This is a genomic window from Spirosoma daeguense (assembly GCF_054776875.1).
Window position 1 is genome coordinate 237,750 of sequence record NZ_BAAHBF010000007.1, and the last position, 25,472, is coordinate 263,221.

25 protein-coding genes are annotated in these 25,472 nt (G+C 46.3%); 8 read left to right on the forward strand and 17 right to left on the reverse strand.

The genetic code is table 11. The annotated features are described in order from the left end of the window. Nucleotides 1–77 precede the first annotated feature (77 nt). From ACYVD4_RS22655 to ACYVD4_RS22700, 10 genes are all read right to left on the reverse strand, one after another. Nucleotides 78–1,226, reverse strand: coding sequence for a cellulase family glycosylhydrolase (locus tag ACYVD4_RS22655; RefSeq protein WP_460949630.1), 1,149 nt, complete (start codon nt 1,224–1,226; stop codon nt 78–80). Nucleotides 1,227–1,260: 34 nt separating this feature from the next. After that, the gene (locus ACYVD4_RS22660; RefSeq protein WP_460949631.1) at nt 1,261–2,322 is read right to left on the reverse strand and encodes a glycoside hydrolase family 43 protein; all 1,062 of its coding nucleotides are present in this window, start codon (nt 2,320–2,322) and stop codon (nt 1,261–1,263) included. A 163-nt stretch (nt 2,323–2,485) separates the two neighbouring features. Next, a complete protein-coding gene (locus tag ACYVD4_RS22665) occupies nt 2,486–2,971 on the reverse strand; it encodes a Fur family transcriptional regulator (protein ID WP_460949633.1) in 486 nt (161 codons plus the stop codon). 90 nt (nt 2,972–3,061) lie between these two features. Then, nucleotides 3,062–3,346 carry a hypothetical protein gene (locus tag ACYVD4_RS22670; RefSeq protein WP_460949635.1) on the reverse strand — a complete coding sequence of 95 codons (285 nt, stop codon included), beginning with the start codon at nt 3,344–3,346 and terminating at the stop codon, nt 3,062–3,064. 26 nt (nt 3,347–3,372) lie between these two features. Beyond that, nucleotides 3,373–3,708, reverse strand: a complete 336-nt coding sequence (locus ACYVD4_RS22675) for a DUF6686 family protein (protein ID WP_460949637.1) — start codon at nt 3,706–3,708, stop codon at nt 3,373–3,375. 21 nt (nt 3,709–3,729) lie between these two features. Continuing rightward, the gene (locus tag ACYVD4_RS22680; protein WP_460949639.1) at nt 3,730–4,065 is read right to left on the reverse strand and encodes a DUF6686 family protein; all 336 of its coding nucleotides are present in this window, start codon (nt 4,063–4,065) and stop codon (nt 3,730–3,732) included. A 423-nt stretch (nt 4,066–4,488) separates the two neighbouring features. Beyond that, on the reverse strand, nt 4,489–4,680 hold the full coding sequence (locus ACYVD4_RS22685) for a cold-shock protein (RefSeq protein ID WP_460949641.1): 192 nt from the start codon (nt 4,678–4,680) through the stop codon (nt 4,489–4,491). A gap of 154 nt (nt 4,681–4,834) precedes the next feature. Beyond that, nucleotides 4,835–5,191 (reverse strand): hypothetical protein, encoded by a 357-nt coding sequence (locus tag ACYVD4_RS22690; protein ID WP_460949643.1) that lies wholly within the window; start codon nt 5,189–5,191, stop codon nt 4,835–4,837. A gap of 87 nt (nt 5,192–5,278) precedes the next feature. Next, entirely contained in the window at nt 5,279–5,767 is a 489-nt protein-coding gene (locus tag ACYVD4_RS22695; protein WP_460949645.1) for a cold shock domain-containing protein, read from the reverse strand. A 392-nt stretch (nt 5,768–6,159) separates the two neighbouring features. Beyond that, complete coding sequence (locus ACYVD4_RS22700) at nt 6,160–6,549, reverse strand: c-type cytochrome (protein WP_460949646.1); 390 nt, start codon at nt 6,547–6,549, stop codon at nt 6,160–6,162. A 169-nt stretch (nt 6,550–6,718) separates the two neighbouring features. On the opposite strand from ACYVD4_RS22700, the gene ACYVD4_RS22705 reads away from it, so the two are divergent. Beyond that, nucleotides 6,719–7,462, forward strand: a complete 744-nt coding sequence (locus ACYVD4_RS22705) for a class I SAM-dependent methyltransferase (RefSeq protein WP_460949648.1) — start codon at nt 6,719–6,721, stop codon at nt 7,460–7,462. A gap of 3 nt (nt 7,463–7,465) precedes the next feature. On the opposite strand, the gene ACYVD4_RS22710 is transcribed toward ACYVD4_RS22705, so the two are convergent. Further along, nucleotides 7,466–8,017 carry an NADPH-dependent FMN reductase gene (locus ACYVD4_RS22710; RefSeq protein ID WP_460949650.1) on the reverse strand — a complete coding sequence of 184 codons (552 nt, stop codon included), beginning with the start codon at nt 8,015–8,017 and terminating at the stop codon, nt 7,466–7,468. A gap of 55 nt (nt 8,018–8,072) precedes the next feature. After that, the gene (locus ACYVD4_RS22715) at nt 8,073–9,761 is read right to left on the reverse strand and encodes a VRR-NUC domain-containing protein (protein ID WP_460949651.1); all 1,689 of its coding nucleotides are present in this window, start codon (nt 9,759–9,761) and stop codon (nt 8,073–8,075) included. 27 nt (nt 9,762–9,788) lie between these two features. Between ACYVD4_RS22715 and ACYVD4_RS22720 the strand changes: the two genes are divergently transcribed. Both ACYVD4_RS22720 and ACYVD4_RS22725 read left to right on the forward strand, forming a co-directional pair. Further along, a complete protein-coding gene (locus ACYVD4_RS22720; RefSeq protein WP_460949653.1) occupies nt 9,789–10,754 on the forward strand; it encodes a DUF2157 domain-containing protein in 966 nt (321 codons plus the stop codon). Between the two features lie 40 nt (nt 10,755–10,794). Next, entirely contained in the window at nt 10,795–11,985 is a 1,191-nt protein-coding gene (locus ACYVD4_RS22725) for a hypothetical protein (protein WP_460949654.1), read from the forward strand. Between the two features lie 43 nt (nt 11,986–12,028). Here ACYVD4_RS22725 and ACYVD4_RS22730 read toward each other — a convergent pair whose 3' ends face one another. From ACYVD4_RS22730 to ACYVD4_RS22740, 3 genes are all read right to left on the reverse strand, one after another. After that, a complete protein-coding gene (locus ACYVD4_RS22730; RefSeq protein WP_460949655.1) occupies nt 12,029–12,805 on the reverse strand; it encodes a LytR/AlgR family response regulator transcription factor in 777 nt (258 codons plus the stop codon). Nucleotides 12,806–12,889: 84 nt separating this feature from the next. Further along, nucleotides 12,890–14,056, reverse strand: coding sequence for a sensor histidine kinase (locus ACYVD4_RS22735; RefSeq protein WP_460949657.1), 1,167 nt, complete (start codon nt 14,054–14,056; stop codon nt 12,890–12,892). A gap of 85 nt (nt 14,057–14,141) precedes the next feature. Then, nucleotides 14,142–14,489: a T9SS C-terminal target domain-containing protein gene (locus ACYVD4_RS22740; RefSeq protein WP_460949659.1), complete on the reverse strand. Its 348-nt coding sequence runs from the start codon at nt 14,487–14,489 to the stop codon at nt 14,142–14,144. Nucleotides 14,490–14,708: 219 nt separating this feature from the next. Between ACYVD4_RS22740 and ACYVD4_RS22745 the strand changes: the two genes are divergently transcribed. From ACYVD4_RS22745 to ACYVD4_RS22760, 4 genes are all read left to right on the forward strand, one after another. Next, nucleotides 14,709–15,545 carry an SdiA-regulated domain-containing protein gene (locus tag ACYVD4_RS22745; RefSeq protein WP_460949660.1) on the forward strand — a complete coding sequence of 279 codons (837 nt, stop codon included), beginning with the start codon at nt 14,709–14,711 and terminating at the stop codon, nt 15,543–15,545. A gap of 46 nt (nt 15,546–15,591) precedes the next feature. Next, complete coding sequence (locus ACYVD4_RS22750) at nt 15,592–17,085, forward strand: sulfatase family protein (RefSeq protein ID WP_460949661.1); 1,494 nt, start codon at nt 15,592–15,594, stop codon at nt 17,083–17,085. 220 nt (nt 17,086–17,305) lie between these two features. Next, the gene (locus ACYVD4_RS22755; protein ID WP_460949663.1) at nt 17,306–19,972 is read left to right on the forward strand and encodes an MGH1-like glycoside hydrolase domain-containing protein; all 2,667 of its coding nucleotides are present in this window, start codon (nt 17,306–17,308) and stop codon (nt 19,970–19,972) included. Nucleotides 19,973–20,138: 166 nt separating this feature from the next. Further along, the gene (locus ACYVD4_RS22760; protein WP_460949665.1) at nt 20,139–21,098 is read left to right on the forward strand and encodes a TIGR02594 family protein; all 960 of its coding nucleotides are present in this window, start codon (nt 20,139–20,141) and stop codon (nt 21,096–21,098) included. Between the two features lie 9 nt (nt 21,099–21,107). Here ACYVD4_RS22760 and ACYVD4_RS22765 read toward each other — a convergent pair whose 3' ends face one another. Both ACYVD4_RS22765 and ACYVD4_RS22770 read right to left on the reverse strand, forming a co-directional pair. Then, a complete protein-coding gene (locus tag ACYVD4_RS22765) occupies nt 21,108–22,280 on the reverse strand; it encodes a serine hydrolase domain-containing protein (RefSeq protein WP_460949666.1) in 1,173 nt (390 codons plus the stop codon). Between the two features lie 9 nt (nt 22,281–22,289). Next, nucleotides 22,290–23,774 (reverse strand): M28 family peptidase, encoded by a 1,485-nt coding sequence (locus tag ACYVD4_RS22770; protein ID WP_460949667.1) that lies wholly within the window; start codon nt 23,772–23,774, stop codon nt 22,290–22,292. Between the two features lie 110 nt (nt 23,775–23,884). Between ACYVD4_RS22770 and ACYVD4_RS22775 the strand changes: the two genes are divergently transcribed. Beyond that, nucleotides 23,885–25,453, forward strand: a complete 1,569-nt coding sequence (locus ACYVD4_RS22775) for a serine hydrolase (RefSeq protein ID WP_460949669.1) — start codon at nt 23,885–23,887, stop codon at nt 25,451–25,453. Nucleotides 25,454–25,472 lie beyond the last annotated feature (19 nt).

Consider the following 25,472-nt stretch of genomic DNA (forward strand, 5'->3'; position numbering starts at 1 on the left):
TGTACAGTTGGCTGACGCGCGAATTGCTTTCGCGTCAACCAACTGTACAACCGTATAACCTACAACTTTTTAAATCCTTATTTTCCTTTTCCAGTGGCTTGCTTAATAGCCGCAGTTTCTGCCGGGTCGATAGGTGTACCGTCTGTTTTGAATACTTCGTGGAACCAGATCGCAGGTTCACGGCCATTTACATAAGGCTTCTGCCAGCTATCCCAAGGTAGAAAAGTCTGTGTTTTTCCGGCAACGAATCCCCAGTTAATCATACCAACTTTTGCTTTCTTGGCTATGGGTAGGTGTGTCTGAAACTTACTGTTAGCACCACGAGCCATGTATTCGGTGCAGATAACCGGACGGCCCATCTTCTGCAACACCGGAATAATTTTCTCTAAATCGTCGGTTGTCGAATACTGGTGGAACGTAATGATGTCGGAATTTTCGAACTGTACTTTTTCCATTGGCGTCCATTTGGCAGGATTGCTCCAGTCGTGCGTACCATTAAAAATCCAGGGCGCGGAGGTTAGAGGTTGCGTAGCACCAGCAGCCCTAACCCATTGAAATACCTGTGGTAAGAGCTTGGTGACCAGCTCGATTTTTTTGTCTTTGGGTAGTTCGGTTTTCAGGTGATTTTTACCGTAGCTGTTATCGTTGCCATTGTCGGGTTCGTTCCATGTATCCCAGGCCAGAATACGATTATCATTCTTAAACGCGCCCACTACGCCTTTTACGTATGCTTCGAGTCGTGGATATTGAGAGGCATCGGCAATGGCATCGGCACCGGGGCTTTGTAGCCATCCCGAATTGTGAATGCCCGGCTGTGGATCGCGCTGCTTGCCCAGTTTTGGGTGCGGGTCCCAGCAGGAGTCGAATAGAACCAGCATTGGCTTAATTTTATGTTTAGCGCAAAGTGCCAGAAACTGATCGAGCCGTTTAGTGAAACCTGCGGCATCTTTCCATAATAAATCGTGCAGAAACACGCGCATGGTATTCATGCCCAGTCCTTCTGCCATAGCCAGTTCTTTATCGATAGTAGCAGGGTCGAACGTATCGGCCTGAAACATTTCCAACTCGTTAATGGCGTTGGCAGGAGCGTAGTTGGCACCTACCAAAAACGGTTGTTTAGCGTACCATGCATTTGCTTTAGCGGCCGACCAGCGGCCCGGAGCACTTTGTTGCGCTAGTGAGAATGTGCTAACAAAAAAGAGAACTAAAATTGATAATCGCTTCATGTATAGTTAATTGGAGTTAAGGTAATACGTCAGTTTAAGAGCTTGAAGGGATGGGCATTGGTTTTTTGGGGGAGGGCTTGCCAAAATTAGGCGACCCATCGGCATTCCATGTGAAAGGCTGAATGTGCGGAGCACGTTTGTTGCCGCAGCCATCCGTTTCTGACGGATTTGCGTGATAAATCATCCAGTCTTCTTTTCCATCGGCCGAGCGGAAAAAACCGCCGTGTCCCGGTGCCCATACGTCATTTTCGGCCGACTGTGTAAAGACAGGTCGCTGGCTTTTGGTCCAGTTTTTCGGTTCGAGTATATCGCCCTGGCCTTTATAAGTAAGTAAGCCCAAACAATAATCTAGCCAGCAGGCATTGGCCGAATACACAATGAAGAGCCTGTTCTTATTGAGTAGAAATTGCGGGCCTTCGTTTACGTAAATTTTGGGTACTTCGCCGTTTTTCTGCCATTCCTGTGGCACATCGCCATGACGTTCCCAGGGTAGTTCGGGCTGGGAGAGTTTTACACGGTCGCCATCGATGGTCCACGGATTTTTCAGGCGGGCAATGTAAATATCCTGCCGACCGTTGGTACGTCCTTCCCAGCCTGACCAGGCTGCATATAACTGACCGTTGAAATCAATTACCGACATATCAATGGCCCAGTGGTCGTCTTTATCCCCGATTTTGCCTTTCATGATCCACTCGCCCTGCATGGGGTCGGGCGATGTGTTTTCGATAACCCAAACGCGATGGGTCAGATTGTTGAGTGAATCGGCTGAAAAATAAATGTACCAGCGATTATTGAACGAATGAATTTCGGGTGCCCACAGTTCGCGGGAGTAAGGTTTGCCCGTTGGAGGGGTATAAATAACTTTACTTTCGGCGGTGCTAAGGTCTGCTACGTTTCGGGTTTTCCAGAGCGTCAGGTTTCGGCCCGTTGTGTTCATGTAATAATACCAGCCATCTTTCTGATAAACCCACGGATCGGGGCCAGAATTTTTGATGGGATTGGTGAAGGTACGCTGACCAATGGCAAACTGACTTATCAGACAAAAACTCAGTATAGCCAGAATACTAAATCGATTTAAGAAGAAGGAAAAGGTCATGAGGCAATGATACGTAGTTGGTAGGTAAAGACCAAAATCTACGTTTTTACCCCTCTTGTGATGTAAGGAATAATGGATAATGTGGAATGAATGATGAAAGGATAGCTGCCACTACGTTAAACAGATTATCGTTCAGTTCATTATTCTATACTCTCATTATCAATTAGTTATTACCCGTATTCGGAACTTTAGGTTCGCAGCCATCAATGCAGTGTCCGTAAAAAATGAGTGAATGCGAATCGACCTGAAATTGCATGGATTGGCCCACATTGGTCTTGATGAGGTGTAAGCGCGGGTCGCAAAATTCAGTGACACGATGGCAAACTGTGCAAACTAAATGGGCGTGTTGCTGCCGTCCCAACGATTTTTCGTAGCGACTTCTAACTTTATCATCGTCGCCAAACTGGTGTCGGCTTACCAACCCGCATTCAACCAGTACTTCTAACGTATTATAAACGGTTGCCCTGCTAACGGGATATGATTTTTGGTGCATTGCCTGAAACAAATCCTCGGCGTCGAAATGGTCATTGCGCGAGTAGACTTCTTCCAGAATGGCAAACCGCTCTGAGGAACGACGTAGTCCCTTGGCCAGCAACATTTCTTCCAGTTTGGCCCGTGCGGTGTCTAAAAGTGAAACGGATTCCTGCATACAAATTTAGTTTTATCAGAAAGGAACTGGTCAGCAACCAGTTCCTTTGCTCTTTCTCTACTAACCTATGATTACCTGGTGAAGTTCGTTTTAGTCGAACTGCAGATAGGCTACCTGCAAAGCCAGACTGAGTTCGTCATATTCCTGAAGTGTTATCTGAAGATTTTTAGATTGAAAGCCCGTTCGAATGCAGGTATCCCACACGTCGAACAGACCGATCCGGTATAGTACCGACCACGCATTAGACAATCCGCTCAGCAACGTATCGATATCCTGCTGGCTCAATCGGAGTAATTTTCCTTTAAACGGAATTTCGATTAATCCGCTGGCACTCTGTATTATATAAGGGCGGTTAAGGGTTGTAGGTATGTTCATGACGTTGAAAAGGTTATGAGGTCGAACTAACGATTCGTAGGTGCTTCCAGAATTTGCTCGACTTCGCGCAGCAGATGAGCTTCGTTCAGCATCTGAATCAACTCGTCGATTTCGGGGTCAGAAAACAGAATAAAGTAGTTAGGCATCGGTGTTTTGAGCAGCCATTCTTTGCCATGGGTGGTAAAAAAAGGGCTCATTGCCGTCCGATCCAGCATTACCTGTCGATAACACGTAAATTCTTCTTCCGACAGAATAAACAGCGAATTTTTAAATGCTACGTTATACGACTGGCAACCCGCGCAGTAGCCAACATATCCGTTATCGGTTTGGGAAAGCGATTTGAGCTGATGCTTATGTTCCATACGAGGTTCAGACGGGTTGAACTAATTCGTTTGTAGCTTGAGTAACTTATGAAGGTTCATGCGCCGGAGGGCGTCATGCAATCCAGATTTAAGTCGCTCAAATTCGGGTTTCAGTAGGCTGAACTGTATATCAGAATGGCCAGTATTGACAATTAATTGCGGCTGGCCATCGGGCATAACTGCACTGCTCTTGTCGAAATTAACGCCATCAATGATGCGGCAAAAAACCGTAAATTCATCCTGAGTAAACCCGAGAAGTAAGTTTTGAAATGTTAATCCAACTCGTTGGCAATGCTGACATTGGGCGATGCAAAAACGCTCCTGATAAAATAGCATGTTTGGCTGGCAAGTGGTCATAGGCTCAAACGGTTGTGGGTTCAGTTTCGAAATTTGTGCCTGTGTCCAATTTGGTGAAGAGTGAACGAATCACGAATGCACACTGACTACAGGACTTAAGATCATTTAGCAATACAGGATTAATATAACTTGATCCTTATCAATTGCTTATTTAGACTAATTTTAAACAAACATAAACGCCTAATTTGTCAGACGCAAACTTTTGAAGAATTTTCTTAGAGAAATTTAACAGATATTTATTATAATGTATTGATTACCAATTATATGGATAGTATGCTAAAGAGATACGTAAAATTTCTGTTTGCACATAATGAACGTTGATTTTAACCTAGGTTTGTAAATAGGCTTTTCTAGAATAGGAATAAAACAAAAAAAACATGCTCTTATGAAGCATGTTTTTCTATTTGAACGAAATATGTTTGGTTATTCCATTTCGACGTTAGTGGCATTCAGCCCTTTCTTACCGCGTTCGACATTGAACTTTACTTTGTCGTTTTCACGGATTTGATCAATGAGGCCCGAAGCGTGAACAAAAATATCTTCGCTTCCGTCGTCTGGCTTAATGAAGCCAAACCCTTTGGTCTCATTAAAAAACTTTACTGTTCCTGTTTGCATTATATATTATGTTTCCACCAAAGTACTATATAATAAATCAAATTTGCAAGCAATTTGACTAAATTTTGAGCACTTAGTATTTTTTCTAGGATCACTTACGTTATTTTTATCATTTGAGTAACTTCTATCTCCAATAACGTAGTGAAAAAGTGTATTACACTAAGTTGACCAGCTCTGCTGTTATGCGGCTGTCAGCTATGAGGTTTTTTGTAAATGGCATATGGCCTTTTGGCGCCATTAGGTAAAGTTGACCACCGTTTAAAGCCGCCAATTGGGATAGGAGCTTTAGTTTAGAAAGTAGTTCATCAACATTGTTGGTCTTCAGAACTACTTCAAAATATGATTTGTGATCAAATTGGCTCCCTGTTACGTCTGGTATAAAGGATTGACCATCCTGTTTGCGGCCGTAGCCTCCCGGTTTTGGGAATCCTTCTATATTGGCTTTTATATCAACGAAGCCGCGAATCCTGGCCCAATTAGCTACTTGCTCAATATACGCCTGTTTATTCATTGTAAAAAAAGGTTTATGAAAAGCTTATGAATATGTTGTTGCAATGATAAGTGGATTTTATCTGCAAAAACTACCATATCTATATGACTACTCTTGATTAACGGGTGGAGTAGGAGGGCTTTTGACCCATTTTTTTACCTGAACAGCACTAGCGCCTTTTGGGGTCATTTTTATCTCGAAGGTAACTTTGTCGTTTTCCTGGATGGGGTCAATCAGTTCATTCTGGTGAACAAACACACTTTGCTGACTCTGTTGATCTCGAATGAAGCCATAGCCTTTCGATTTGTTGAACAGGGTCACAATGCCAAGTCGTTCTACGTCTGGTAAATCCTCTTTTTCCTGACGGGCTATGCCAATTTGAATGTCTTCCTGGTTGATGGGTTTGCTTTTTTGCGGATCAGGTGGAGTCGACGAAATATTTCCATTTTCATCTACGTAGGCCAGCATCATGTCCAGGCTTTGACCTTTACCGCCCTGATCTTTTCGGTATTGCTTTTTGTCTTGCTTATCCTGCTTCTTTTTTTGTCGTGCCTTTTCTTTTTCGCGTTTACTGAAAGTTTCACTGGATGTACCCATATATATGACCTGTTGGTTTCGTGATCAAAACTATTTATTAACGCCATGCCAATACGAGTCAGCAAAACCGGGCAAATTATTTCCGGTTCAAGTACAAGGAAATCGGTCGACTGTATACCAGAAGAAGGAGAGAGTGGGAATGCCTGGATACAGCCGAAAGAGAAGCTTACATGAAGAGCGTATGTAGTTGTAACTAACGATAGATGAAAGAAGTTCTCTTTTGCAATAGTACCAAAGCTTGGCCTGTCAATTACGTCGACGAATAGCCTTGCTGGTAAGTTGGGTTTTACTTCTGAAGACCGATGATTGGCATCGGTTTCTGAGTAAAGAATCAAATTCTAAAAAAGCCCTTTCTCAAGCCGAGAAAGGGCTTTAGGTATCTGAAAACCAGATTACGATTTCTTAGTGGTTTTCTTGGTAGTGGTTTTCTTTGTGGTGGTTTTCGAACCACCATCGAGCGAATTAATCCACTTCGCCAGTTTCAACGCATCGTCCTTCGGAACCTGCGTCATCGGTGCCATTGGTGGGTAACCTGGCCAGTGCGATGGATCTGGCTTATACATTAATTCAACGATCTTTTCATCACTATATTTTTTCTTCGCTACGTCGACATAAGCTGGACCTACTAACCTTTGGTTAGGGCGGTGGCAGGCAATACAGGTGTATTTTGTCATCAGGGCATTCATATCAGCCGGGATGTCGGCGGGTGCCTGAGCGTTAGCGTCGAACGTGGCTACGACGAATGCAGCCGCAGCCATGAGAATGCCAAATGGTTTTTTCATGTAGGTAATCGGATAATGAGTAAACTGATTAATGAAGGACTTTAGGTCAGCCTCGCAAAAATATATGGTTTCGGACGATAACCCAATTTTGGCTTCGGTTTTTCCTATCAAACTAAACATTAGACAGTTATTGTTAGGAAACGTTTAAAATTTGTGAAAATAGATTTATATGCAACCGCTCGACCGTTTTTCTGGGCACGCTGACCTTTACGCCCAGTTTCGTATTGATTATCCAACCGAATTATATGATTTCATTCTTGCCCAAACGCCTGAACGACAGGCTGCCTGGGACTGTGCAACAGGTAACGGGCAGGTAGCAGGAGCACTGGCAACCTGCGTTGATAGGGTCGATGCAACTGATATTAGCGAGCAACAATTGGCACTGGCGGTTCAGAAACCGAATATTTATTATCAGATTAGCCGGGCCGAACAAACGTCCTTTGCCGATCAGACGTTCGATCTGATTACAGTAGCACAGGCGCTGCACTGGTTTGCTATTGAGGATTTCCATCAGGAAGTCAGACGAGTGGCTAAGCCCGGTGCTACAATTGCTGAATGGGGGTATGGGTTGGTACAGCTTGGAGATGATCTCGACCCGATTATGCTGGATTTTTATCGGAATCGTATCGGCCCGTATTGGGACCCACAACGCCAGTATATTGATACGTCGTATGCTACGTTACCTTTTCCATTCATGAACGTTCAACGCGCTACGTTCTCAGCCCTTCGTAATTGGACACTCGACCGCTTCCTGAATTATTTACGGACCTGGTCGGCGGTACGTCAGTACGTTCATGAAAATGAAGAAGACCCGATTATCGGGCTAGGAGAGCAGTTGAAAGCACCTTGGGGGGAAGGAGAACGTAGCGTCCTGTTCCCAATTTTTCTACGTATCGGCCAAATCCATAAATAAGCGTTACGTTGCTGGCTGATTTGTGAAAACTAAATTGGTGTAAGCCTGAATGAAACGGTTTAGTGAAGTCTGCGTGTTGGCATCAATTATATTGCCTGCTACGTCGATTTTGCCCTTGATACCTTGTATGAGCAACGTAGTATCTTCGGTGAAAACCGTTTCTACTGTTTTCATGATGAGCTTCAATTCGTTATGTGCCAGTTGCCCATTGGCTGAAGCAGTTATCAGGCCAATCGGTTTGCCAGAAAAAACAGTTGTTGACACGCACCATTCAATGGCGTTTTTCAGGCCGCTTGGAATACTGAAAATATATTCGGGAGTACAGATTAGCAGCCCCTCGGATTGCTGGATGGCTTGCCTAAAGGAAACAATTTCGACTGGTGTATCAGTAATTGATTGTTCAGGATTGAAATGGGGAAGTTCGGCCAGTCGGTCGAAAATGATGATTTCGAATTGCGATTGAACCCGCTCGGCAATGTGCTGTACTAGTTTTAGATTCGATGAGTTTTGGCTCGCACTGCCAATGATGGCAACGATTTGTTTTCTACTTCTCATTGAATGAGCTGCTTCTGATACTCGTCCGCGCTTGTATCTCAGACGAGTATCGAATTTATAATTCCCAGATTACCCGGACTACTTTGCCATGAACACCGATGGTCTGAAAAAATTCCAGCCAGTGCAGTTGCTGAGGACCAAGATGGTCGGTTGGTGATTTGACTTCGACAAATTCATACTCGCCATGTTCGTTCCAGATCAGCAAATCCGGGAAACCACGTGTATGCTCGCGAAGATTTCTGGCCATTTCGAGCAATATAAGCCGTAATTGCACTACGTCGAGCAGGTCAATCATACGCTGTACAAGTGTCAGCAACTCGTCCGACCAATCGACCAATACGTTGGTGATGCCAAATTTTGCATTGAACATTCGGCCAATGTGCCGTCGCCAATCGCCTTTCGAGTCGAGTTCGGTTAGTCGTTTTTTGAGCAGTTCTTCGCGTTTGAGGTAGAAATCGGGCAGGTAAAAATCCGACGGAGCGCGTTGCAACGGATGATGAATAGCCGATACGTTGGCATCGTATATAATGTCCCAGAAAACGAGTCCGAAGAGTCCGCGCCACGGATAATTTTCGGTAAAAGCCGCGTCATAATCCTGCTCCAGGTAATAATTCATCACACCCGCTTCGACATGGTGTCGGTAAGCCGCCGGAATATTTACGCTATCGGCATCCGACAAAAAGCGCGTTGTGGCTTTTCGGGGCCGTTTCTTCTCGCCCGCTCCTAAAATTTTGTCTCGAAAATCGTTGGCAAAATATCGTTCTTCGGCATTGAGTGGATTCAGTGCAATTTCGTCGCAGAGTGCCAATGCTTCGTCAACAGAACCATTTCGGAAAAGCAGCCGTACCCGCCGTTCGCGGGCAGGTACTCGGTCGGAAAGTTCGTAAACCGATAAAGCCTGTTCGGGTAATTTCTGCCGTTCGAGGTAGCCTCCTACTCGGCAAACCAGCTTCTGATAGCCCGGAATAGCAATTTCGCTCAGTTCGGGGCGGGTTTCATTCCAGTTCAGAAACCAATTATAAATATCGTCGGGCGGAGTTTCGCTCTCCTTTAAGTCGTAGAATTCCTCGCTTGTCAGGGAAATGAGCAGTTTATCTTCAACTTCCTTACGGTTACGGAAACGGGCCGTTAGTTTGCTTTCGTCGTATCGCTCAAAATTGACCATGCCGAGGTCACGTATCACAAACTCGGTCATATTGGCCCCCCGATTACCGAAAAACAGGTATTTGATCATCATACCTTCGGCCTCGAAATTCATTTTAACGACCGTTTCGTATGTGGTAAGACTCGTCACAATTTCGCCGAAATCAAGCTCCTGCAACGCATATTTTACTACGCCTTCCTTTTTCTCTTTACCTAGTGGACGAATTTCTTCGGGTTCTAGCGGGAGTAATTCCAATAATTCGGGTTTTGTAAATACGCTGAGTGCATCGTCGCCCATAGCTTCGTGCTGGGCAAACAACGGCTCAACAAAGCCCGCAGTTATTAATTCATTAACGGCTGCCGCTAAGTCAGTTATTTCGGCATACTGTAGTTTGTTAATGCGAAAAAATAGTCCTTTGCGGTTACTAAAACGTACGTACAGACACTGCGCATCGAGCGACAGTGCTTCGAATCGACGTACAAAGTCCCATTCGGCGTTGTTTAATAAACCACCGTACAGACGTTTTACAAAATCCAGCACGTAGCGGAAATTGTCGAGATAATAGCGTGGGGTTAGGATAATTTTTTGTCGTCCGACCATAATTAATAAACAAAAAAACAACCGTTTATGTCCCCAACCGACGTACTAAACGAGCTGAATAAACAAGGCTTTATCGAGGCTAAACAACAAGCGGAGATTGCCGAAATAGAGCAGAACCGACCGTTTTCTATACACTGGGAACTTCGGTCGATGCTCTATATTGGTATTTTGCTGCTCAGTTCCGGAGTGGGCCTGCTGGTATATGATAATTTCGATCAGATTGGCCACGGCGCGTTACTGGCAGCCATCGCTATTGCCTGTGTTGGTTGCTTTTACTTCGCCTGGCGGTTCCGGCCCAACTGGTCGCCAGCAGAAACAAAAAGCCGCTCAACTTTCGGTGATTATGCGCTTGTGCTAGGTTGCCTGCTTTTCCTGACGCTCGAAGGTTACGCCCAATATGCGTATAACGTATTTGGCGAACGTTACGGGCTAGTTACGTTACTTCCGGCTATTTTGTTCTTGCCACTGGCCTATCGCTTCGATCATCGGGGTGTTTTGGGAATGGCCCTGACAGCGCTGATTTCTTGGGTTGGCGTAACGGTAAGGCCGCTCGAACTGTATTTTAAAACCAACTTCTTTGATCAGACAACCGTTTTTTCGGCAATCGGATTAGCGTTGGTATTACTCGGTACGGCCTTCTGGCTGGAGCATCGACGTATCAAACCTCATTTTACCTACACCTACCTCACAATGGCTGGTAACCTGCTTATGGTGGCACTGTTGGGGGGGCTGTTTAATTTCGAGGAGATGCGGCTATTTTTTGCAGCTGGCCTGATTGTTTCCTGCATTGTCCTTGACCGATACGCCCGAAAAGATCAATCATTTTTGTTTCTGCTGATGAGCGTAGTTTACGGTTACATTGGTGTTACGTATCTTTTCTTTCATTACCTGAGACCTGATACCGACGATACGTATTACTGGTATTTTATCCTGACCGGAATCGGTGTAGTATATTATCTAATGAGTCAGTTACCCAAACGTAAGAAAGCGTAAGTCAACAACGTAGCGTTAACTTACTCATGCCTTATTGCCTATGAAAGCATATAATAAACAATGGATTTATAATCGCTCGATTGTTGAACAGGCCGAACGTTGGCACAGGCAGGGACTTTTGTCGGATGAACAGGTGGCTCAGGTTCAGCAAGCGTATCCGGTTGATTTCAGACAAACGAATGGGTTCATTGAAATTGGTCTGTTTCTGTTTACAACCGTAGCTATTCTGGCCTGTTATATGTTGCCTGCCAGCATTTTCTGGGGTGCTATTTCCGACCAGAAAGCCTATGCCATTTTCAATCTGGTGGCGGGTGTAGTTACCGGTTTCATCGGGCAATTACTCATTAATCGCAGATTACTTTATCGAAATGGCATCGACAATGCGTTTGTTGCTACGTTAGCTGGTTTTCTGGCGTTTGGTCTTAATCAACTGTTGCCAGATAGTTTGTCGGTAGCTACACATTGCCTGGTTACGTTGCCGTTGCTTCTTCTGGTGCTTTGGTACTACGGCGATACGTTGATTGCGTTCTTTGCTCTGTCGGTTTTTTACGCTTTTGTTTTCGATAGCCTGATTAAATACGACTGGGGTAAAGACGTGTTGCCGTTCGTGATGATGGCTATTTCAGGGCTGTTGTACGTAGCTGTACGGCAGTTTTTTCAACGTTATCCGCGCGAAACGTACTACGTCGATCCGCTTAATTTGGTCCAGTGGATTGCACTTATCGTACTGGCTGCCAGCGGAAACTATTTCGTTGTTCGTGAACTGAATGGTTTACTTAGCGGCCCCGAAATTCGGAATGGTACGTTAGGCGGAACGCCCGAAATTTCGCTTTCGAGTTTATTCTGGCTACTTACGTTTCTGATTCCGGGCATCTACCTAAGCCAGGGACTAACGAAGCGGAATCGAATGCTGATTATTCTGGGAGCCTTAGGGTTGATAGCCGCTGTAATAACCCTGCATGAATACGTAGCATTGGTGCCCCTCAACGTAGCACTAGCCATCGGCGGTCTGCTTCTGATAAGCATTGCCGTGGCCGGAATACGGTATCTTCAGAAACCAAAATTCGGCTTTACAGACGCTCCTGACGAAGATTCGCCCAACGAATTTCTAACGAACGTAGCAACAGCCGCCGTAGTCCATGCTACGGGTACAGCCCAGCAATCGCACCAAAATGACCTGCGTTTCGGTGGGGGTAATTTTGGCGGTGGTGGAAGCGAAGGAAAATACTAGCCGTTAACGTAGCGATTTCAGGCCCGATACGTCAGCATAGGATCTATTTGCCTAGCCACTCCTTAAATTCCGTCATGCGGTCGCCACTGACGAAGACTTCCTGACGGGCCTTGGGTTGCAGTTCGAGTTTGAGCTTGCCTGCTGAGAACGTATGAATTGTTTGGATGGCCGGAAGCGATACCAGAAACTGACGACTGATCCGGAAAAAATGCCGGGGATTTAATAATTGAACGAGCTTATCGAGACTATAGTCGACTGGTAGATTCAGCCCGTCTTTTGTTACGAGAAATACCACCTTTTCCTCCAAATAAAAATAGCCAATATCGGTTGTTGGAATACTTCGAATTTTTGTGCCGACCGTAATCATAAATCGGTCTTTATAATCAGTTTCCCGAGGTTTTCCGATCAGATTCAATAAGGTTTCGATATCTGGATTTGCGGGAGCATCCTGCCCGAATTGCTTCTTCAGGGCTTTGAATTTTTCGATAGCGGCTACCAGTTCATCGTAATTGATAGGCTTCAGCAGGTAATCGATACTGTTTACCTTAAAAGCCTGAATCATATACTCATCATAAGCCGTGGTGAAAACAACCGGAGTAGTTAACTCGGCCTGCTCGAAAATGCGAAAACCGAGATCATCTTCGAGGTGAATATCCATAAACACCAAATCGACGGTGGGGTGGGGTTCATTAAACCAGACCGTTGCTTCGGCCACTGATGGAATGCGGGCCAGAACTGTAATAGTGGGGTCGTATTTATGGAGTAAGCCTTCGAGTCGTTTGGCTGTCAGGTTTTCATCTTCAATAATTACAACGTTCATAAGGTAAAGTGCGAAAGAGCGAAAGAATGAAAAAGCGACAGGAAATGGCTAGTAAATAGCACTACGTTAGAACCTATCGCTCTTTCATTCTTTCGCTCTTTCGCCATTTAATAGTGGGACTTTTACAACAAAATTTCCGTCGCTTTCGCCTACCCAAACCGGCTGATCGGTAAGCAAGGCGTAGCGGTTAATGATATTTTGCAAGCCAACGCCGGTCGACGTTTCGGTTTGTGGGCGTTGTTGCAGGTTATTCTTTACAACCAGACAATTGTCTTCGATCTGAATCGATACGTGCAGTGGTTCTTTGGTTGACATGCGATTGTGCTTAACTGCATTTTCGACCAACAATTGCAACGTTAATGGCGCAATACTGTATCGGTTTTGAGCTTCCTTCGGTACGTCGATGCTGATGTCGAATTTGTTCTCAAACCGGATGTTCAGCAGAAACCGATACGCCTGAATAAACTCTAGTTCCGTTTTCAGTAAGACCCGTTCATTGTCTTTCTGTTCGAGAATATAACGGTACGCTCGTGATAATTGATCGATGAACTTCTCCGACAAATCGGCATCGGCATGAACCAGCGATGATAAAATACTCAGGCTATTAAACAGAAAATGAGGGTTTACCTGACTTTTGAGCGCAGCAAATTGGGCCTGTAAATTTTCTTTTTCCAAGCGTTCGGCCCTAACCTGTACATCTTCCAGTCGGCGATTGGCCCGGCGGTTGGCGGCCAGATAAAAGGTAGATATCATGGCCATTACCGTCAGGCCGTTATTGACCCTGCCCCGCTGGTCGCGATTTCGACGACGTTCTTCCGGAGAACGGGTTGGACTTTGGGGGCGTGGTGGGCGTGTTTCCTGAAATTGATTGAAACCATATTGCTTTTCCAGCACTTCGTCCAGATTATGCCATAATGAGGTGAAAACGACGTTGAACGTAACGGCTAAAATGCTGGCTATAAACAACGTAGCAATCTGGGCTGGAATTTTGAACTCAATGAAGAAGCCATCGCCAAACCGGGTAACGTAGCGTTGCTGAAGCCATTCCATTACATTGATCCACAGATATAAAAACAGAATGCTGACAATAATCTGAAGAATCCAGAATGGAATATTACGTGGCATCAAAAGCCAGTTCAGCGACGCGCCATTGACATACATGCGGATGGGCCAGTAAATGACAAATACGCTCAGAGCCAGTTGCCATCGCTGAGCAGTAGTCAGACGGTATGTGGAGGTGGATGCGGTCATTATACAAAACTATTCATCCTGTTCATTTGGCAAAAAAGAAACCGGCGGAATGCCGGTTTTGGTTGGGCGAATGCCTTCTTCAGCCTTATGAGCGAACCTCAATTATTTTCTGGGAAGGCACATCGCCAATTGTAAACTCTTTCACAACCTGCTGCTTGCCAACCGAAACGATGAGCTGATACGTACCATAATCCAGTTGAGTAAGGTCGAAAATCTGCCGGAGGCCGTCGGTTAAATTGGCGTTTTCGGAGTACAGAACGTGGCCTTCTGCATCGCGGAGACGAACTGTTGCTACAGCCGATTCTTTGTCGACAATGAGTTTCAGTTTCTGATCGGTTGTAATCGAAACGCTAGTGGCAGGGGCTTCGGTAGCTTGGGCGAACGATGCTGTAGCAATGGTCAGGCCCAGCATCAGAATGGCTATTTTTTTCATAGTGGTATGTTGTTTTCGTTTGACGTAGCAAAGTTGTATCGGCATTTTTGCCCCGTAAAATCATTCTTGCTAAATGCCGTTTTTTGGGCTATGAGTCTGGATTTCAGGTGTATGAATGGCGCTTCTTATTGTGTGATTTTTACGCAATGAGAATGGTGAGATAAGTTGGATTCGAAAGTTTGTGGATGCCTTGTACCTTTACCTTAAATCCTATTGCCTATGAAACGTATTACTTGGATGCTGGCACTGCTGGCTGCTGGCTGTGGCCCTTCATCAAAAAAGACCGATAAGCCTGAAACTGAAGTCATTGCCGCGCCATTTCAATTGCCATATCAGCTCAATGTACCAGCCGAAACATACACACTCCCTAAAGCATTGAAGGAAATATCAGGGCTGACGTATTACAAGGACGAAAAATTGCTCTGTGTTCAGGACGAAGAAGCGGTTGTTTATGAATTTGATACACGTAAAGGTAGAGTAACCAACGAGTTCGGTTTTGGTGGATACGGTGATTTTGAGGGTATTGAATACGTAAACGATGAGGTTTATGTACTGGAAAGTAATGGTAATCTGTTTCGCTTCAAGCCCGAATCGAAGGAGATTGGACGTACCAAAACTGACCTGCCAAAAAAAACCGAAGTAGAAGGACTTGGTTACGACCCTAAAACGAAGCGTCTACTCATTGCCGTAAAAAATGGTGGTGGCGAATCGAGTGATAAAGCGGTCTATTCCTTCGATTTGCTAAATCGGGCGGTTTTTAAGGATATGAGCCTGAACGATGAGCAGTTGAAAGACGCTGGTATTTCGCCAAAAGATTATAAACCGTCGGGCATTGCGGTGCATCCAATCACAGGCGAATGGTATGTACTGACATCAGCCGGGAAACGACTGATTATCACCAGCCGACGGGCTAAAGTCATTTATTCCGAGCCACTTGATCCTAAACTGTTTCGTCAGCCCGAAGGTATTTGTTTTGCCCCCAACGGCGATTTATTTATAGCCAGTGAAGGCGATGGTAAAAAGGGGTATATCTTGAAATTTCCATATAAAAAATAAGGAGTCAGTTTGATTAGTACGTAACGTTTAACGAAATAGAGATCTGATGGTTACGTTCTCCAGATTATTGAAAAAGCGGATTTTTAATGTATTGGTAGTCAGCTTTCTGCTTGCAGTTGCAGGAATTCTGTTTATCCATTCGACAACGCTAACGGAGCGCACTCCGCCCAATATTATCCTGATTATTGGCGACGACATTAGTTGGGATGATATTGGCTGTTACGGCAACCCAACCGTAAAAACGCCACATATCGACCAACTCGCTCGCGAAGGTCTTCGCTTTACGAATATGTACGTAACGTCGAGTTCGTGTAGCCCCAGTCGGACGAGTATTCTTACCGGACGATACCCGCACAATACTGGTGCCGCCGAACTGCATAGCCCGTTGCCTGCCCATCTGGCTTTTTTTCCGGAGCAATTGAAATTGTCGGGCTATTACACGGCTCTGCTGGGGAAATGGCACGAAGGCCCCGCCACCAAGCGCGCTTATGATACGTTGCTGGCAGGTGAAAAACTCAACGGCCCCGGTGGCGAAGATCAATGGCTGAACGTGTTACGTGTCCGTCCGAAAAACAAACCTTTTTTCTTCTGGCTGGCTCCTTTCGACGCCCACCGCAACTGGTCGGCCGATAAGTTTCCAAATGCGCATAAGCCCGAAACCGACGTGACAATACCGCCAACGCTGGTTGATACCAAAGAAACGCGTCAGGATATGGCTTCTTATTACAACGAGATCGGTCGGCTCGATCACTACGTTGGCGAACTGCAACAGGAACTCAAGCGGCAGGGTATTGCCGAAAATACGTTGATTGTGTTTATGGCCGATAACGCCCGGCCTTTTCCCGGCAGTAAAACCCGTTTGCAGGATCGGGGGCTAAAAACGCCATTTCTGATGTGCTGGCCCGTAGGTATTCCCAAACGAAACGTAGTGGATGCCTTGATTAGTAGTGTTGATCTGGCCCCAACCTTACTTTCGCTGGCAAGTATTCGGCCTGCTTCCAGTATACAGGGCACCAGTTTTGCGGAATTATTGACGCATCCGAAAAAGGAATTTCGGAAATACGTATTTGGCGAACATAACTGGCACGATTACGAAGCGTATGAGCGTTCGGTACGTACCAAAGATTTTCTATACATTCTGAACGAACGTACTGCACTGGACAACGGTGGGCCGATTGATGGCAATCAGAGTCCGGCGGCTCTTTCGCTAAAAAAAGTGCATAAAGTTCAAAAACTTACTACGTTGCAGGAAGACGTATTTGTAGTGCCTCGCCCTCATGAAGAATTCTACGATAACCGTGTCGATTCACTGCAAATTCAGAACCGTATTCAGGATGTTACGTATGCATCGGTCATCAATACGTTACGTAACGTATTGAAAACGTGGCAGAACCAGACGGGCGATACCGTGCCGAAACAGTTAACTCCCGATTGGTATGACCGAGAGCAAGGAACGCCACTTCCTGCAAAAGATAAGCGGGGTGAAATGCCGGGGGCAGCGAAAAAAGCGGATCGGATTGAGGCAAAAGGTCCATTTTGATAAATGACTTCTGCCAGATTTGTGCGTCGAAATTTGTACTGAGAAAACCTCAGCGCATCAATGAAGGTTATTGATCTGACCATCAAGCGTGTAAAAAGTAAAATCTGGCCTATTTTTTTCGGCCAAATACTCGGCACGCATACTATATTTGATGCCTATTTTGCGGGTTAATCGATTTAGCCCTACATTAACCTACCGTAGTTGACTATTACTAAGCTTTATGCCTACTGCCGAACGCGAACGCATTTACGAACGAGCCGACAATAAAGGCTGGAAAAAATGGGGACCCTATCTTTCCGAACGCTCCTGGGGCACTGTCCGTGAAGATTATAGCCCGTATGGTGATGCCTGGAATTTCGTATCGCACGATATGGCGCGCTCTCGCGCCTATCGCTGGGGTGAAGAAGGTATTGGTGGTATTTCAGACAATAAAGGCCATATATGCTTTGCGTTAGGGGTCTGGAATCATAAAGATACCATCATTAAAGAGCGGCTTTTTGGGCTTACCGGGCCAGAAGGAAATCATGGCGAAGACGTAAAAGAGCTATACTATTATTTGGATAGCACCCCTACGCATTCGTACATGAAAATGCTTTATAAGTATCCGCAGCAGGAGTTTCCGTACAACCGGCTGATTATCGAATCATCGCGCCGGGGGCGACAGGACCCTGAATTTGAGCTGATGGATACGGGCATTTTCGATAAAGATGAGTATTTCGACATTTTCATTGAATACGCCAAAACCGATCAGAACGATTGGCTGGTGAAGATAACCGCCCACAATCGGTCAGATAAAACGGCTCCGCTTACGCTATTGCCAACGATCTGGTTCCGAAATACCTGGGCCTGGGGCTATGAGCAATACAACGCTCGCCCGATGTTGAATGGCATTGCTAATAATCAGATTGAGGTGAATCATAAGCAGTTGGGAAAATACAAACTCTACTGCGAAGATGCTGATGCGCTGCTGTTCTGCGATAACGATACGAATACCGAACGGCTCTACGGTCGGCCAAACGTAGCGAAATACCCCAAAGACAGTATCAACAATTACATTACGTCGGGCGGGAAGAAAGGGTATATCAATCCGAATCAGATTGGAACGAAAGCCTCCGCACAATACGTCAAAAAAATTGCGCCGGGCGAGAGTGTTACCATCCGGCTTCGGTTCAGTGAACAAACAACGCTGCACCATCCTTTTCAGGATTTTGATGATATCTGGAACAAGCGGCTGGACGAAGCTAATTCCTTTTATGCCGATCTTCAGAAAAACGTAACTGATCCGGAATTGCGGGAAATTCAGCGGCAGGCGTATGCCGGAATGCTCTGGAGCAAGCAGTTTTATTATTACAACGTAAACGAGTGGCTTAAGGGAGATCCTAAAATGCCGGTTCCCTTTCAGGGGAGGGTATATGCCCGAAATGAAACCTGGCGGCATATGTATACGGCAAACATCCTGTCGATGCCCGACAAATGGGAATATCCGTGGTTTGCGGCCTGGGATTTAGCCTTTCATACACTTACACTGGCCCGGCTCGATGCCCACTTTGCCAAACGCCAGTTGGCCGTTGTTCTGCGGGAGTATTACATGCATCCGAACGGTCAGATCCCGGCTTATGAATGGAATTTTAGTGATGTAAACCCACCCGTTCACGCTTGGGCTACGTGGCAGGTGTACGAAATTGATAAAGAACAGAACGGCGTTGGCGATGTGAATTTTCTGGAACGTATTTTCCATAAACTCCTGCTCAATTTTACATGGTGGGTGAATCGGAAAGACGTATCGGGCAACAATATATTTGGCGGTGGATTCCTTGGGCTGGATAACATTGGAGTATTTGATCGGAGTCAGCCGCTACCGATGGGTGGACGTATTGAGCAGGCTGATGGTACAGGCTGGATGGCGATGTACACGCTCAACATGCTACGTATTGCCTGTGAAATTGCCCTGACCCGGCCGAGCTATCAGGATATGGCGAGTAAGTTTTTTGAGCACTTCCTGCACATTGCGTCGGCCATGAATAATCTGGGTCGTCAGAATATTAGCCTCTGGGACGAAATCGACCAATTCTATTACGACGTATTACACATGCCCGACCACAATGCCCGACTGCTGAAAATCCGGTCGATGGTAGGGCTGATTCCGTTGTTTGCCGTTGAGATTCTGGACGAGGAGTTGCTCTCGAAACTCCCTGATTTTAAGCGTCGTGTGGAGTGGGTATTGACCAACCGGCCCGATCTGGCATCGCTGGTTTCGCGCTGGCACGAACCCGGTAAAGGCGAAACGCACCTTTTGAGTTTGTTACGTGGTCACCGGATGAAAATGATTCTGAAACGGATGTTCGATGAATCGGAGTTTCTGTCAGACTACGGTATTCGGGCGTTGTCGAAACATCACGAAAAAACACCGTACCAATTTGAGTTAAACGGCGAAATATTTCAGGTGAAATACGTACCAGCCGAATCGGAAATGAGCATGTTTGGCGGCAATTCGAACTGGCGTGGACCGATCTGGTTTCCGGTAAACTTTCTGTTGATTGACTCACTTCTGAAATTCTACCGCTACTATGGCGACGATTTCGAAGTTGAATATCCAACCAATTCAGGTCATGTTATGAGTGTGAAAGAAGCTGCCGTTCAGGTAGCCGAACGACTCATTAACATCTTCCGGCGTGATGCCAATGGTAATATTGCTGCGTATGGGCCTTATGAAAAGATGCAGAAAGATCCTCATTTTCAGGATCTTTATCTCTTCTTCGAATACTTCAATGGCGATAATGGTATGGGCTTGGGAACGAGTCACCAAACTGGCTGGACAGGTTTGGTGGCTGATCTGATTGAGTATAGGTACAAATATCAGGTTGAGCCGGTAAGTATAGAGAAATAGCCGAAGCCTAATTTTGCTTTACCGCTTAATAAAAGCTTAGCCAGTAACTGTTTTATACGTATTAACTTGTTCACTATCAGGCCTGAAATGCTTTGGTAGTGAACATTTTTTTTGTCTGCTACGTGGCCGGGCTGGTGGAATTTTGTGCTTAAAACAAGATTTTACTATGGAATATAGAGTTAATAATAACACCAGTGATACTGTTGAAGCAATGGCTCATTTTCTTGTCGAGATGCTTGGAAAGGGTAACCATTCGTACATTGACCAAACGACGATTCAACCTGCTCACACTCTTCAGGCGCAAAGCTTATTGCAGCGGGTTTATAAAATGACTCCAGTACAGGCTGCGCAGATGGACGGGACTAACCTTAAACCTGGCCAACGCCCAAAGCGGGGCGAAAAGATGACGCCAAGTTTCAAAGCGTATATAGATACAACTCAGGCGTTACCACAGAAGGGTTTTATTCATATTAATGATGGGTTAGCGATTAGGCAAATCAGTGAACGTGGACGCAATCAAACGGATTTCTATTACTTTGGTAACCATTACCGGCGTGTGCTAGTGGTTGATCGTAAAACAGGACGACATGCCTGGACGGTTGACCCCGGAACGTTAGCAATTCCCGATTGGGTTCGTATTGCGTTTCAGGAAGTAGGTGTTAGTGAAATTGTCGGTAAAAAGCACGATTCACAAGTGATGGAATATCATCATGCCGGCTATGCTTCCGCAGAAACTGATGAAGTGCCCTGGTGCGCCAGCTTTGTAAATTGGGTGTTAGGCAAGGCCGGATTACCGCTCTCGGCTACTGGTATAGCTGCTACCCGATCAAGTAGTTTTGATGACTATGGGCAGCAAACTTCTAAAAATAAACCAGTCTTCGGCTGTATAGCTCGGTTTAAACGCAAAGGTGGAGGTCATGTTGGTTTCGTTGTCGGAAAAATTGGAAAATCGTTGGCCATTCTTGGCGGCAACCAGAGTAATCAGGTTTCAGTTACTGCCAAAAGTATGAACCAGCTAGTGGCATGCAGATGGCCAACGGGAGCGGGAGGTATGACCGCCCCCGAGGATTTACGCGAATATGAAAATCAGTTTGGCATGGCACGTAATGCGGGTAGTGAACAGTAAGTATCCGGATTAAGGTTTTACAGCCGCCAGTACCCGTTTTAGAAACTCGTTCGGATTGTCATCGTGCCAACGCCACACAATCACCAAATCGTGTTCTGGATCGACCCAGATAAGATTTGACCCGGCACCGATAGCGGCAAAACTCGTGGCAGGGGCATCGGGCCACGCTTTCTTACCGGTTGAACTGGTTCCTGTATTGAGCCACCATAAATAGCCATAATCGGGCCCAAGCGGGCTAGGCTTGGTCGCTTGTTTTACCCAATCCGACGATACAATTTGTTTATTATTCCAGCGTCCCTGACGTAAAAACAGATAACCAAACCGGGCTTCGTCGCGCGAGTTTATCCAGAGACCACCGCCCCAGCGTGTACCACCACTAACTGACGGCATTTGTTTTCCATCAACCTCTGCCACAGCATTCGGATACGTAACGTAGCGCCATGTATCCGAAGCACCAATTGGGTTCATGATTTCGTCGCGCACTACATCCGGTATTGGCTTTTTCCATAAACGTAGCAGCGAAAGCGCCATGCGATTGATACGTACGTCGTTATACTCATAAAACGAACCGGGCTTCTGAAGCTGACGTGGTTTTCGCTCTCCTCGACCAAAGGCTTCTTTTCCAACAAAATCGCTGTTTTTGCCCCATAACGAACCTTCCCATTCGCTGGTTTGCTGCACATGATGTTCCCACGTAACGGCCCGGTTTTGTTCCGAATCATAGCCACCGTCGTGGATTAGTTTGGCAACCGGGTCGTGAATATCGGGAATCAACCCCTTGTCAACGGAAATACCGACAACGGTCGATAAAACACTTTTGGCAACGCTATAGGTCGGGTCAGGCTGTTGGGTTTCGCCCCATTCGGCCACAATATAACCGTGACGTAGAATGATCCCGTTTGTCGTTGCGCGAGTGGACGGCATCGGCCCGAGTAGCTTACCGAAAATTTCTTCCTGGGTCGAAAAGTCGCGGGGCATCTGCCTGGTTTCCTGCGTTTTGGCAAAGTCTACAGCCTGGGACAGCAACGTAGCATCCATGCCGACCTGTTCCGGAGTCCGTTGTTCCCAATTGCCTTTTGTCGGAAAATAAACGGCTTGTTTGGCGGGTGGGCGATGACAGGCCGTTAGCAGAGCCAGCGCCAGCAAATAGTACGTTGGCAGTCGCATTAGTTGTGTTTTCATAAAGATATCTTATCGCTCCAGTTTAAAATCTTTATCCAGTTGCACACGTTTCTGCCGATTTGCTACGTCCCAGCCGGTCAGGTAAATCCATTTGGCAATACGTGTCACTTTGGCCGTATTGATACGTTCGGGCTCATCTTTAGGCGTGTGATAATCAGGATGGAGCAGACTTGTAAATGCGATGGCCGGTACGTTAGCGCGAGCGTAGGGGAGATGATCAGAACGGAAGTACCAGCCTTCGGGATGCGCTGGTTTATCCCACAACGTATCAAGTTTGAAGTGCGTTTCGGCCTTATTGATCGACAACGCTACGTCAACTAAATCCTTTGAATTCCGGTGCGGAGGCTGTTGGCCCAGAATACAAACGCTGTCAGCAGCGTTTCGGCCAATCATTTCGGCATTCAGTACGGCAACAATTGACGACCGGGGAACGGTCGGGTTTTCAACGTAGTATCTAGAGCCTAACAAACCACGTTCTTCTGCTCCATGAAACACAAACAGAGCCGACCGTTTGCCGGGTTTCTGCGCAAAAGCACGCCCGATTGCCATCGTGGCCACACAACCACTGGCATTATCGTCGGCGCCGTTCCAGATCGAATCACCCGCTACCGCCCGACGAACGCCGTCGTGGTCCTGATGCGTACTGAACAATACGTGCTCATTTTTAAGTGTAGGATCGGTGCCGGGAACCTTTGCGACAATATTGACAGACGGATAATTGAAACTTTCTACGTTTACTACGTTGGTAAACTGCTGACCCGGTTGTTTTACCCAGTCGAGCGCACTGGCTGGCAACCAGACCGTTGGTGCCTGCGAAAATACGCGCGTATTGGTTCCTCCGGGCAAATCGTAACGACCGCGCTCAAGGCTCGTTGTCCAGCGTTCGAAATAAGATTGCGCATCGGCGTTTGATACCCAGACTACGGCCAACGCTCCAGCTTTCACCAGTTCGGCAGCTCGGCTGTTCATGGTGCCAAACAAAAAACGTCGATAGCTAATTTCGGATGGTCCTTTCCCCGAAAACTCCAGCGCAACAGCTTTCCCTTTTATATCAACTTTCGCCAGTTCGTCGGGTGTTCCCTGACCAACATAAACTAACGGAGCATTGACCGATGCGATAGCGGGAGCCAGAATAAACGCATCCTGACCATGCGTAAGCTGGTGAGTGCCAATGCTCAAACGGCTGGTTTCGGTGATGCGTGTACGCTGAATATGAAAGAATTGAAAGAACGTACCATCATCACCAGCAGGTTGCAGGCCCATTGCCCGCAATTGATCGGCAATCCAGACCGACGCTTTTAATTCATCGAGTGTACCGGCTTCCCGACCTCGAAAGTGATCGCCCGCGAGGGCAAAAAGATCGCGCTTAATATCCTTTTCATTGATGGCCGCTACCGCGCTGGACTTAATTTGCGCCCAACTGGTATTCAGGCTGAAAAAAGCCAGCAGAAAAAGTGCGGCTTGCCAGAGGTTCTGATGTTTCCGATTTATCATGGTTGTATAAGTAAGACGATAGCCAAATAAAGCAAATCTACGCAGATACGCCTGTATTCGCGTTTCAGCAAGCTGATAAAAGCTTATCTTAGAGCAACCATCAACCTGTCATGAAACAAATCTCCGCCGTATTATTTTTCCTGCTGGGTGTAGGCCAGCATCTTCTCGCCCAATCGTCCATAAATCAGCCTGATCCCGTTTCCCGATTCGATACGTATGTGCAGCAGGCCGTTCGTGACTGGCGCGTACCCGGCCTGACCGTAACTATTGTGAAAGATGGAAAAGTCTTGCTTAAGAAAGGCTACGGCGTTCGGGAAATGCCTGCACTAGCTGGTGGAAAATCGGAACCTGTTAATTCGCAGACACTTTTTGCGATGGCTTCGACAACCAAAGCCATGACAGCGGCCTGTCTGGGAATGCTTGTTGATGAAGGGAAGCTGCGCTGGGATGATCCAGTTGTCAATTACCTGCCCGATTTTCTGTTTTATGATCCGGCGGTTACCCGTGAGGTGCGCGTGCGTGATTTGCTCATTCATAATACGGGTGTTGGAAATGCCGATGTGTTATGGTCGGCCATGCAGATTTCGTCGGATGAAATTTTGCGGAGAATGCGTCTGATAAAACCGTCATATTCACTACGTTCCGGTTTTATTTATCAGAATATCATGTACTTAGCCGCAGGTAAAGTGCTGGAAAAAGTAAGTGGAATGCCCTGGGACGTATTTATCCGAACGCGCATTTTTGAACCACTCGGTATGCAACGTACAAAAGCTCTATTTAGGGACGTAACAGACCCCAATCGGGCAAAACCACACGTAGAAGTGAACGACACAATCCGACGCGTTGATAACGTAACGGAGGAAGGATTGGTCGATGCTGTAGGTCCTGCTGGTTCGGTCTGGACTTGCCCCGACGACGTAGCAGCCTGGATGCAGTGTATGCTCGATAGTGGCCGGTATAATGGTAAAACCTTACTCAAACCTGCTACGTGGGCTGAACTGTTCAAACCTCAGACCCTAGTGACCGACGGCCAGTTTTATCCAACCCAACAGTTAACAAAACCTGTTTGGAAAACCTACGGATTGGGCTGGTTTCAGCATGATTATCGGGGACATCGGGTCAATTTTCATACGGGTAGTTTAACGGGTATGATTGCCATTCACGGACAATTACCCGATCAGAAACTGGCCATATATGTGCAGGGAAACCTCGACCATACTGAGTTACGTCATGCGATAATGTATCGTGCGTTTGATGAATTTGGCGGACTTGGTATCAGCCGCGACTGGAGCCGGGATTTATATCAATTGTACGGAAACCTTCATCAGCAGTATAGACGGACGCAGCAAAAAATAGACAGTACCCGTGTGCCGAATACAAAACCTTCGTTGGCATTGACTGCCTATGTTGGCGCCTACACAGACCCTCTATATGGCAAAGTAGACGTATCGCTTAAGGATAATAGACTACACATCGCGATCAATAATCTACTAACGGGCTATCTCGATCATTGGCATTTCGATACGTTCCGGCTCCAGTACGACCAGTTCTGGAATGGAAAAGACCCGGTTAGCTTTATTCTTGATACGCATGGTAAAGTAGTTAAACTCAATAGTGCCGGCATGGAACTGACCAGAGTACCCGACAACGTAACAGATAAACCCGTATCGACCCGGTGATTCATGCTGTTACTATACA

Bases quoted from the DNA above. Each gene is read 5' to 3' on its own strand.
- ACYVD4_RS22655 (WP_460949630.1), bottom strand. From the start codon at position 1,226: ATGAAGCGATTATCAATTTTAGTTCTCTTTTTTGTTAGCACATTCTCA.
- ACYVD4_RS22660 (WP_460949631.1), bottom strand. From the start codon at position 2,322: ATGACCTTTTCCTTCTTCTTAAATCGATTTAGTATTCTGGCTATACTG.
- ACYVD4_RS22665 (WP_460949633.1), bottom strand. From the start codon at position 2,971: ATGCAGGAATCCGTTTCACTTTTAGACACCGCACGGGCCAAACTGGAA.
- ACYVD4_RS22670 (WP_460949635.1), bottom strand. From the start codon at position 3,346: ATGAACATACCTACAACCCTTAACCGCCCTTATATAATACAGAGTGCC.
- ACYVD4_RS22675 (WP_460949637.1), bottom strand. From the start codon at position 3,708: ATGGAACATAAGCATCAGCTCAAATCGCTTTCCCAAACCGATAACGGA.
- ACYVD4_RS22680 (WP_460949639.1), bottom strand. From the start codon at position 4,065: ATGACCACTTGCCAGCCAAACATGCTATTTTATCAGGAGCGTTTTTGC.
- ACYVD4_RS22685 (WP_460949641.1), bottom strand. From the start codon at position 4,680: ATGCAAACAGGAACAGTAAAGTTTTTTAATGAGACCAAAGGGTTTGGC.
- ACYVD4_RS22690 (WP_460949643.1), bottom strand. From the start codon at position 5,191: ATGAATAAACAGGCGTATATTGAGCAAGTAGCTAATTGGGCCAGGATT.
- ACYVD4_RS22695 (WP_460949645.1), bottom strand. From the start codon at position 5,767: ATGGGTACATCCAGTGAAACTTTCAGTAAACGCGAAAAAGAAAAGGCA.
- ACYVD4_RS22700 (WP_460949646.1), bottom strand. From the start codon at position 6,549: ATGAAAAAACCATTTGGCATTCTCATGGCTGCGGCTGCATTCGTCGTA.
- ACYVD4_RS22705 (WP_460949648.1), top strand. From the start codon at position 6,719: ATGCAACCGCTCGACCGTTTTTCTGGGCACGCTGACCTTTACGCCCAG.
- ACYVD4_RS22710 (WP_460949650.1), bottom strand. From the start codon at position 8,017: ATGAGAAGTAGAAAACAAATCGTTGCCATCATTGGCAGTGCGAGCCAA.
- ACYVD4_RS22715 (WP_460949651.1), bottom strand. From the start codon at position 9,761: ATGGTCGGACGACAAAAAATTATCCTAACCCCACGCTATTATCTCGAC.
- ACYVD4_RS22720 (WP_460949653.1), top strand. From the start codon at position 9,789: ATGTCCCCAACCGACGTACTAAACGAGCTGAATAAACAAGGCTTTATC.
- ACYVD4_RS22725 (WP_460949654.1), top strand. From the start codon at position 10,795: ATGAAAGCATATAATAAACAATGGATTTATAATCGCTCGATTGTTGAA.
- ACYVD4_RS22730 (WP_460949655.1), bottom strand. From the start codon at position 12,805: ATGAACGTTGTAATTATTGAAGATGAAAACCTGACAGCCAAACGACTC.
- ACYVD4_RS22735 (WP_460949657.1), bottom strand. From the start codon at position 14,056: ATGACCGCATCCACCTCCACATACCGTCTGACTACTGCTCAGCGATGG.
- ACYVD4_RS22740 (WP_460949659.1), bottom strand. From the start codon at position 14,489: ATGAAAAAAATAGCCATTCTGATGCTGGGCCTGACCATTGCTACAGCA.
- ACYVD4_RS22745 (WP_460949660.1), top strand. From the start codon at position 14,709: ATGAAACGTATTACTTGGATGCTGGCACTGCTGGCTGCTGGCTGTGGC.
- ACYVD4_RS22750 (WP_460949661.1), top strand. From the start codon at position 15,592: ATGGTTACGTTCTCCAGATTATTGAAAAAGCGGATTTTTAATGTATTG.
- ACYVD4_RS22755 (WP_460949663.1), top strand. From the start codon at position 17,306: ATGCCTACTGCCGAACGCGAACGCATTTACGAACGAGCCGACAATAAA.
- ACYVD4_RS22760 (WP_460949665.1), top strand. From the start codon at position 20,139: ATGGAATATAGAGTTAATAATAACACCAGTGATACTGTTGAAGCAATG.
- ACYVD4_RS22765 (WP_460949666.1), bottom strand. From the start codon at position 22,280: ATGAAAACACAACTAATGCGACTGCCAACGTACTATTTGCTGGCGCTG.
- ACYVD4_RS22770 (WP_460949667.1), bottom strand. From the start codon at position 23,774: ATGATAAATCGGAAACATCAGAACCTCTGGCAAGCCGCACTTTTTCTG.
- ACYVD4_RS22775 (WP_460949669.1), top strand. From the start codon at position 23,885: ATGAAACAAATCTCCGCCGTATTATTTTTCCTGCTGGGTGTAGGCCAG.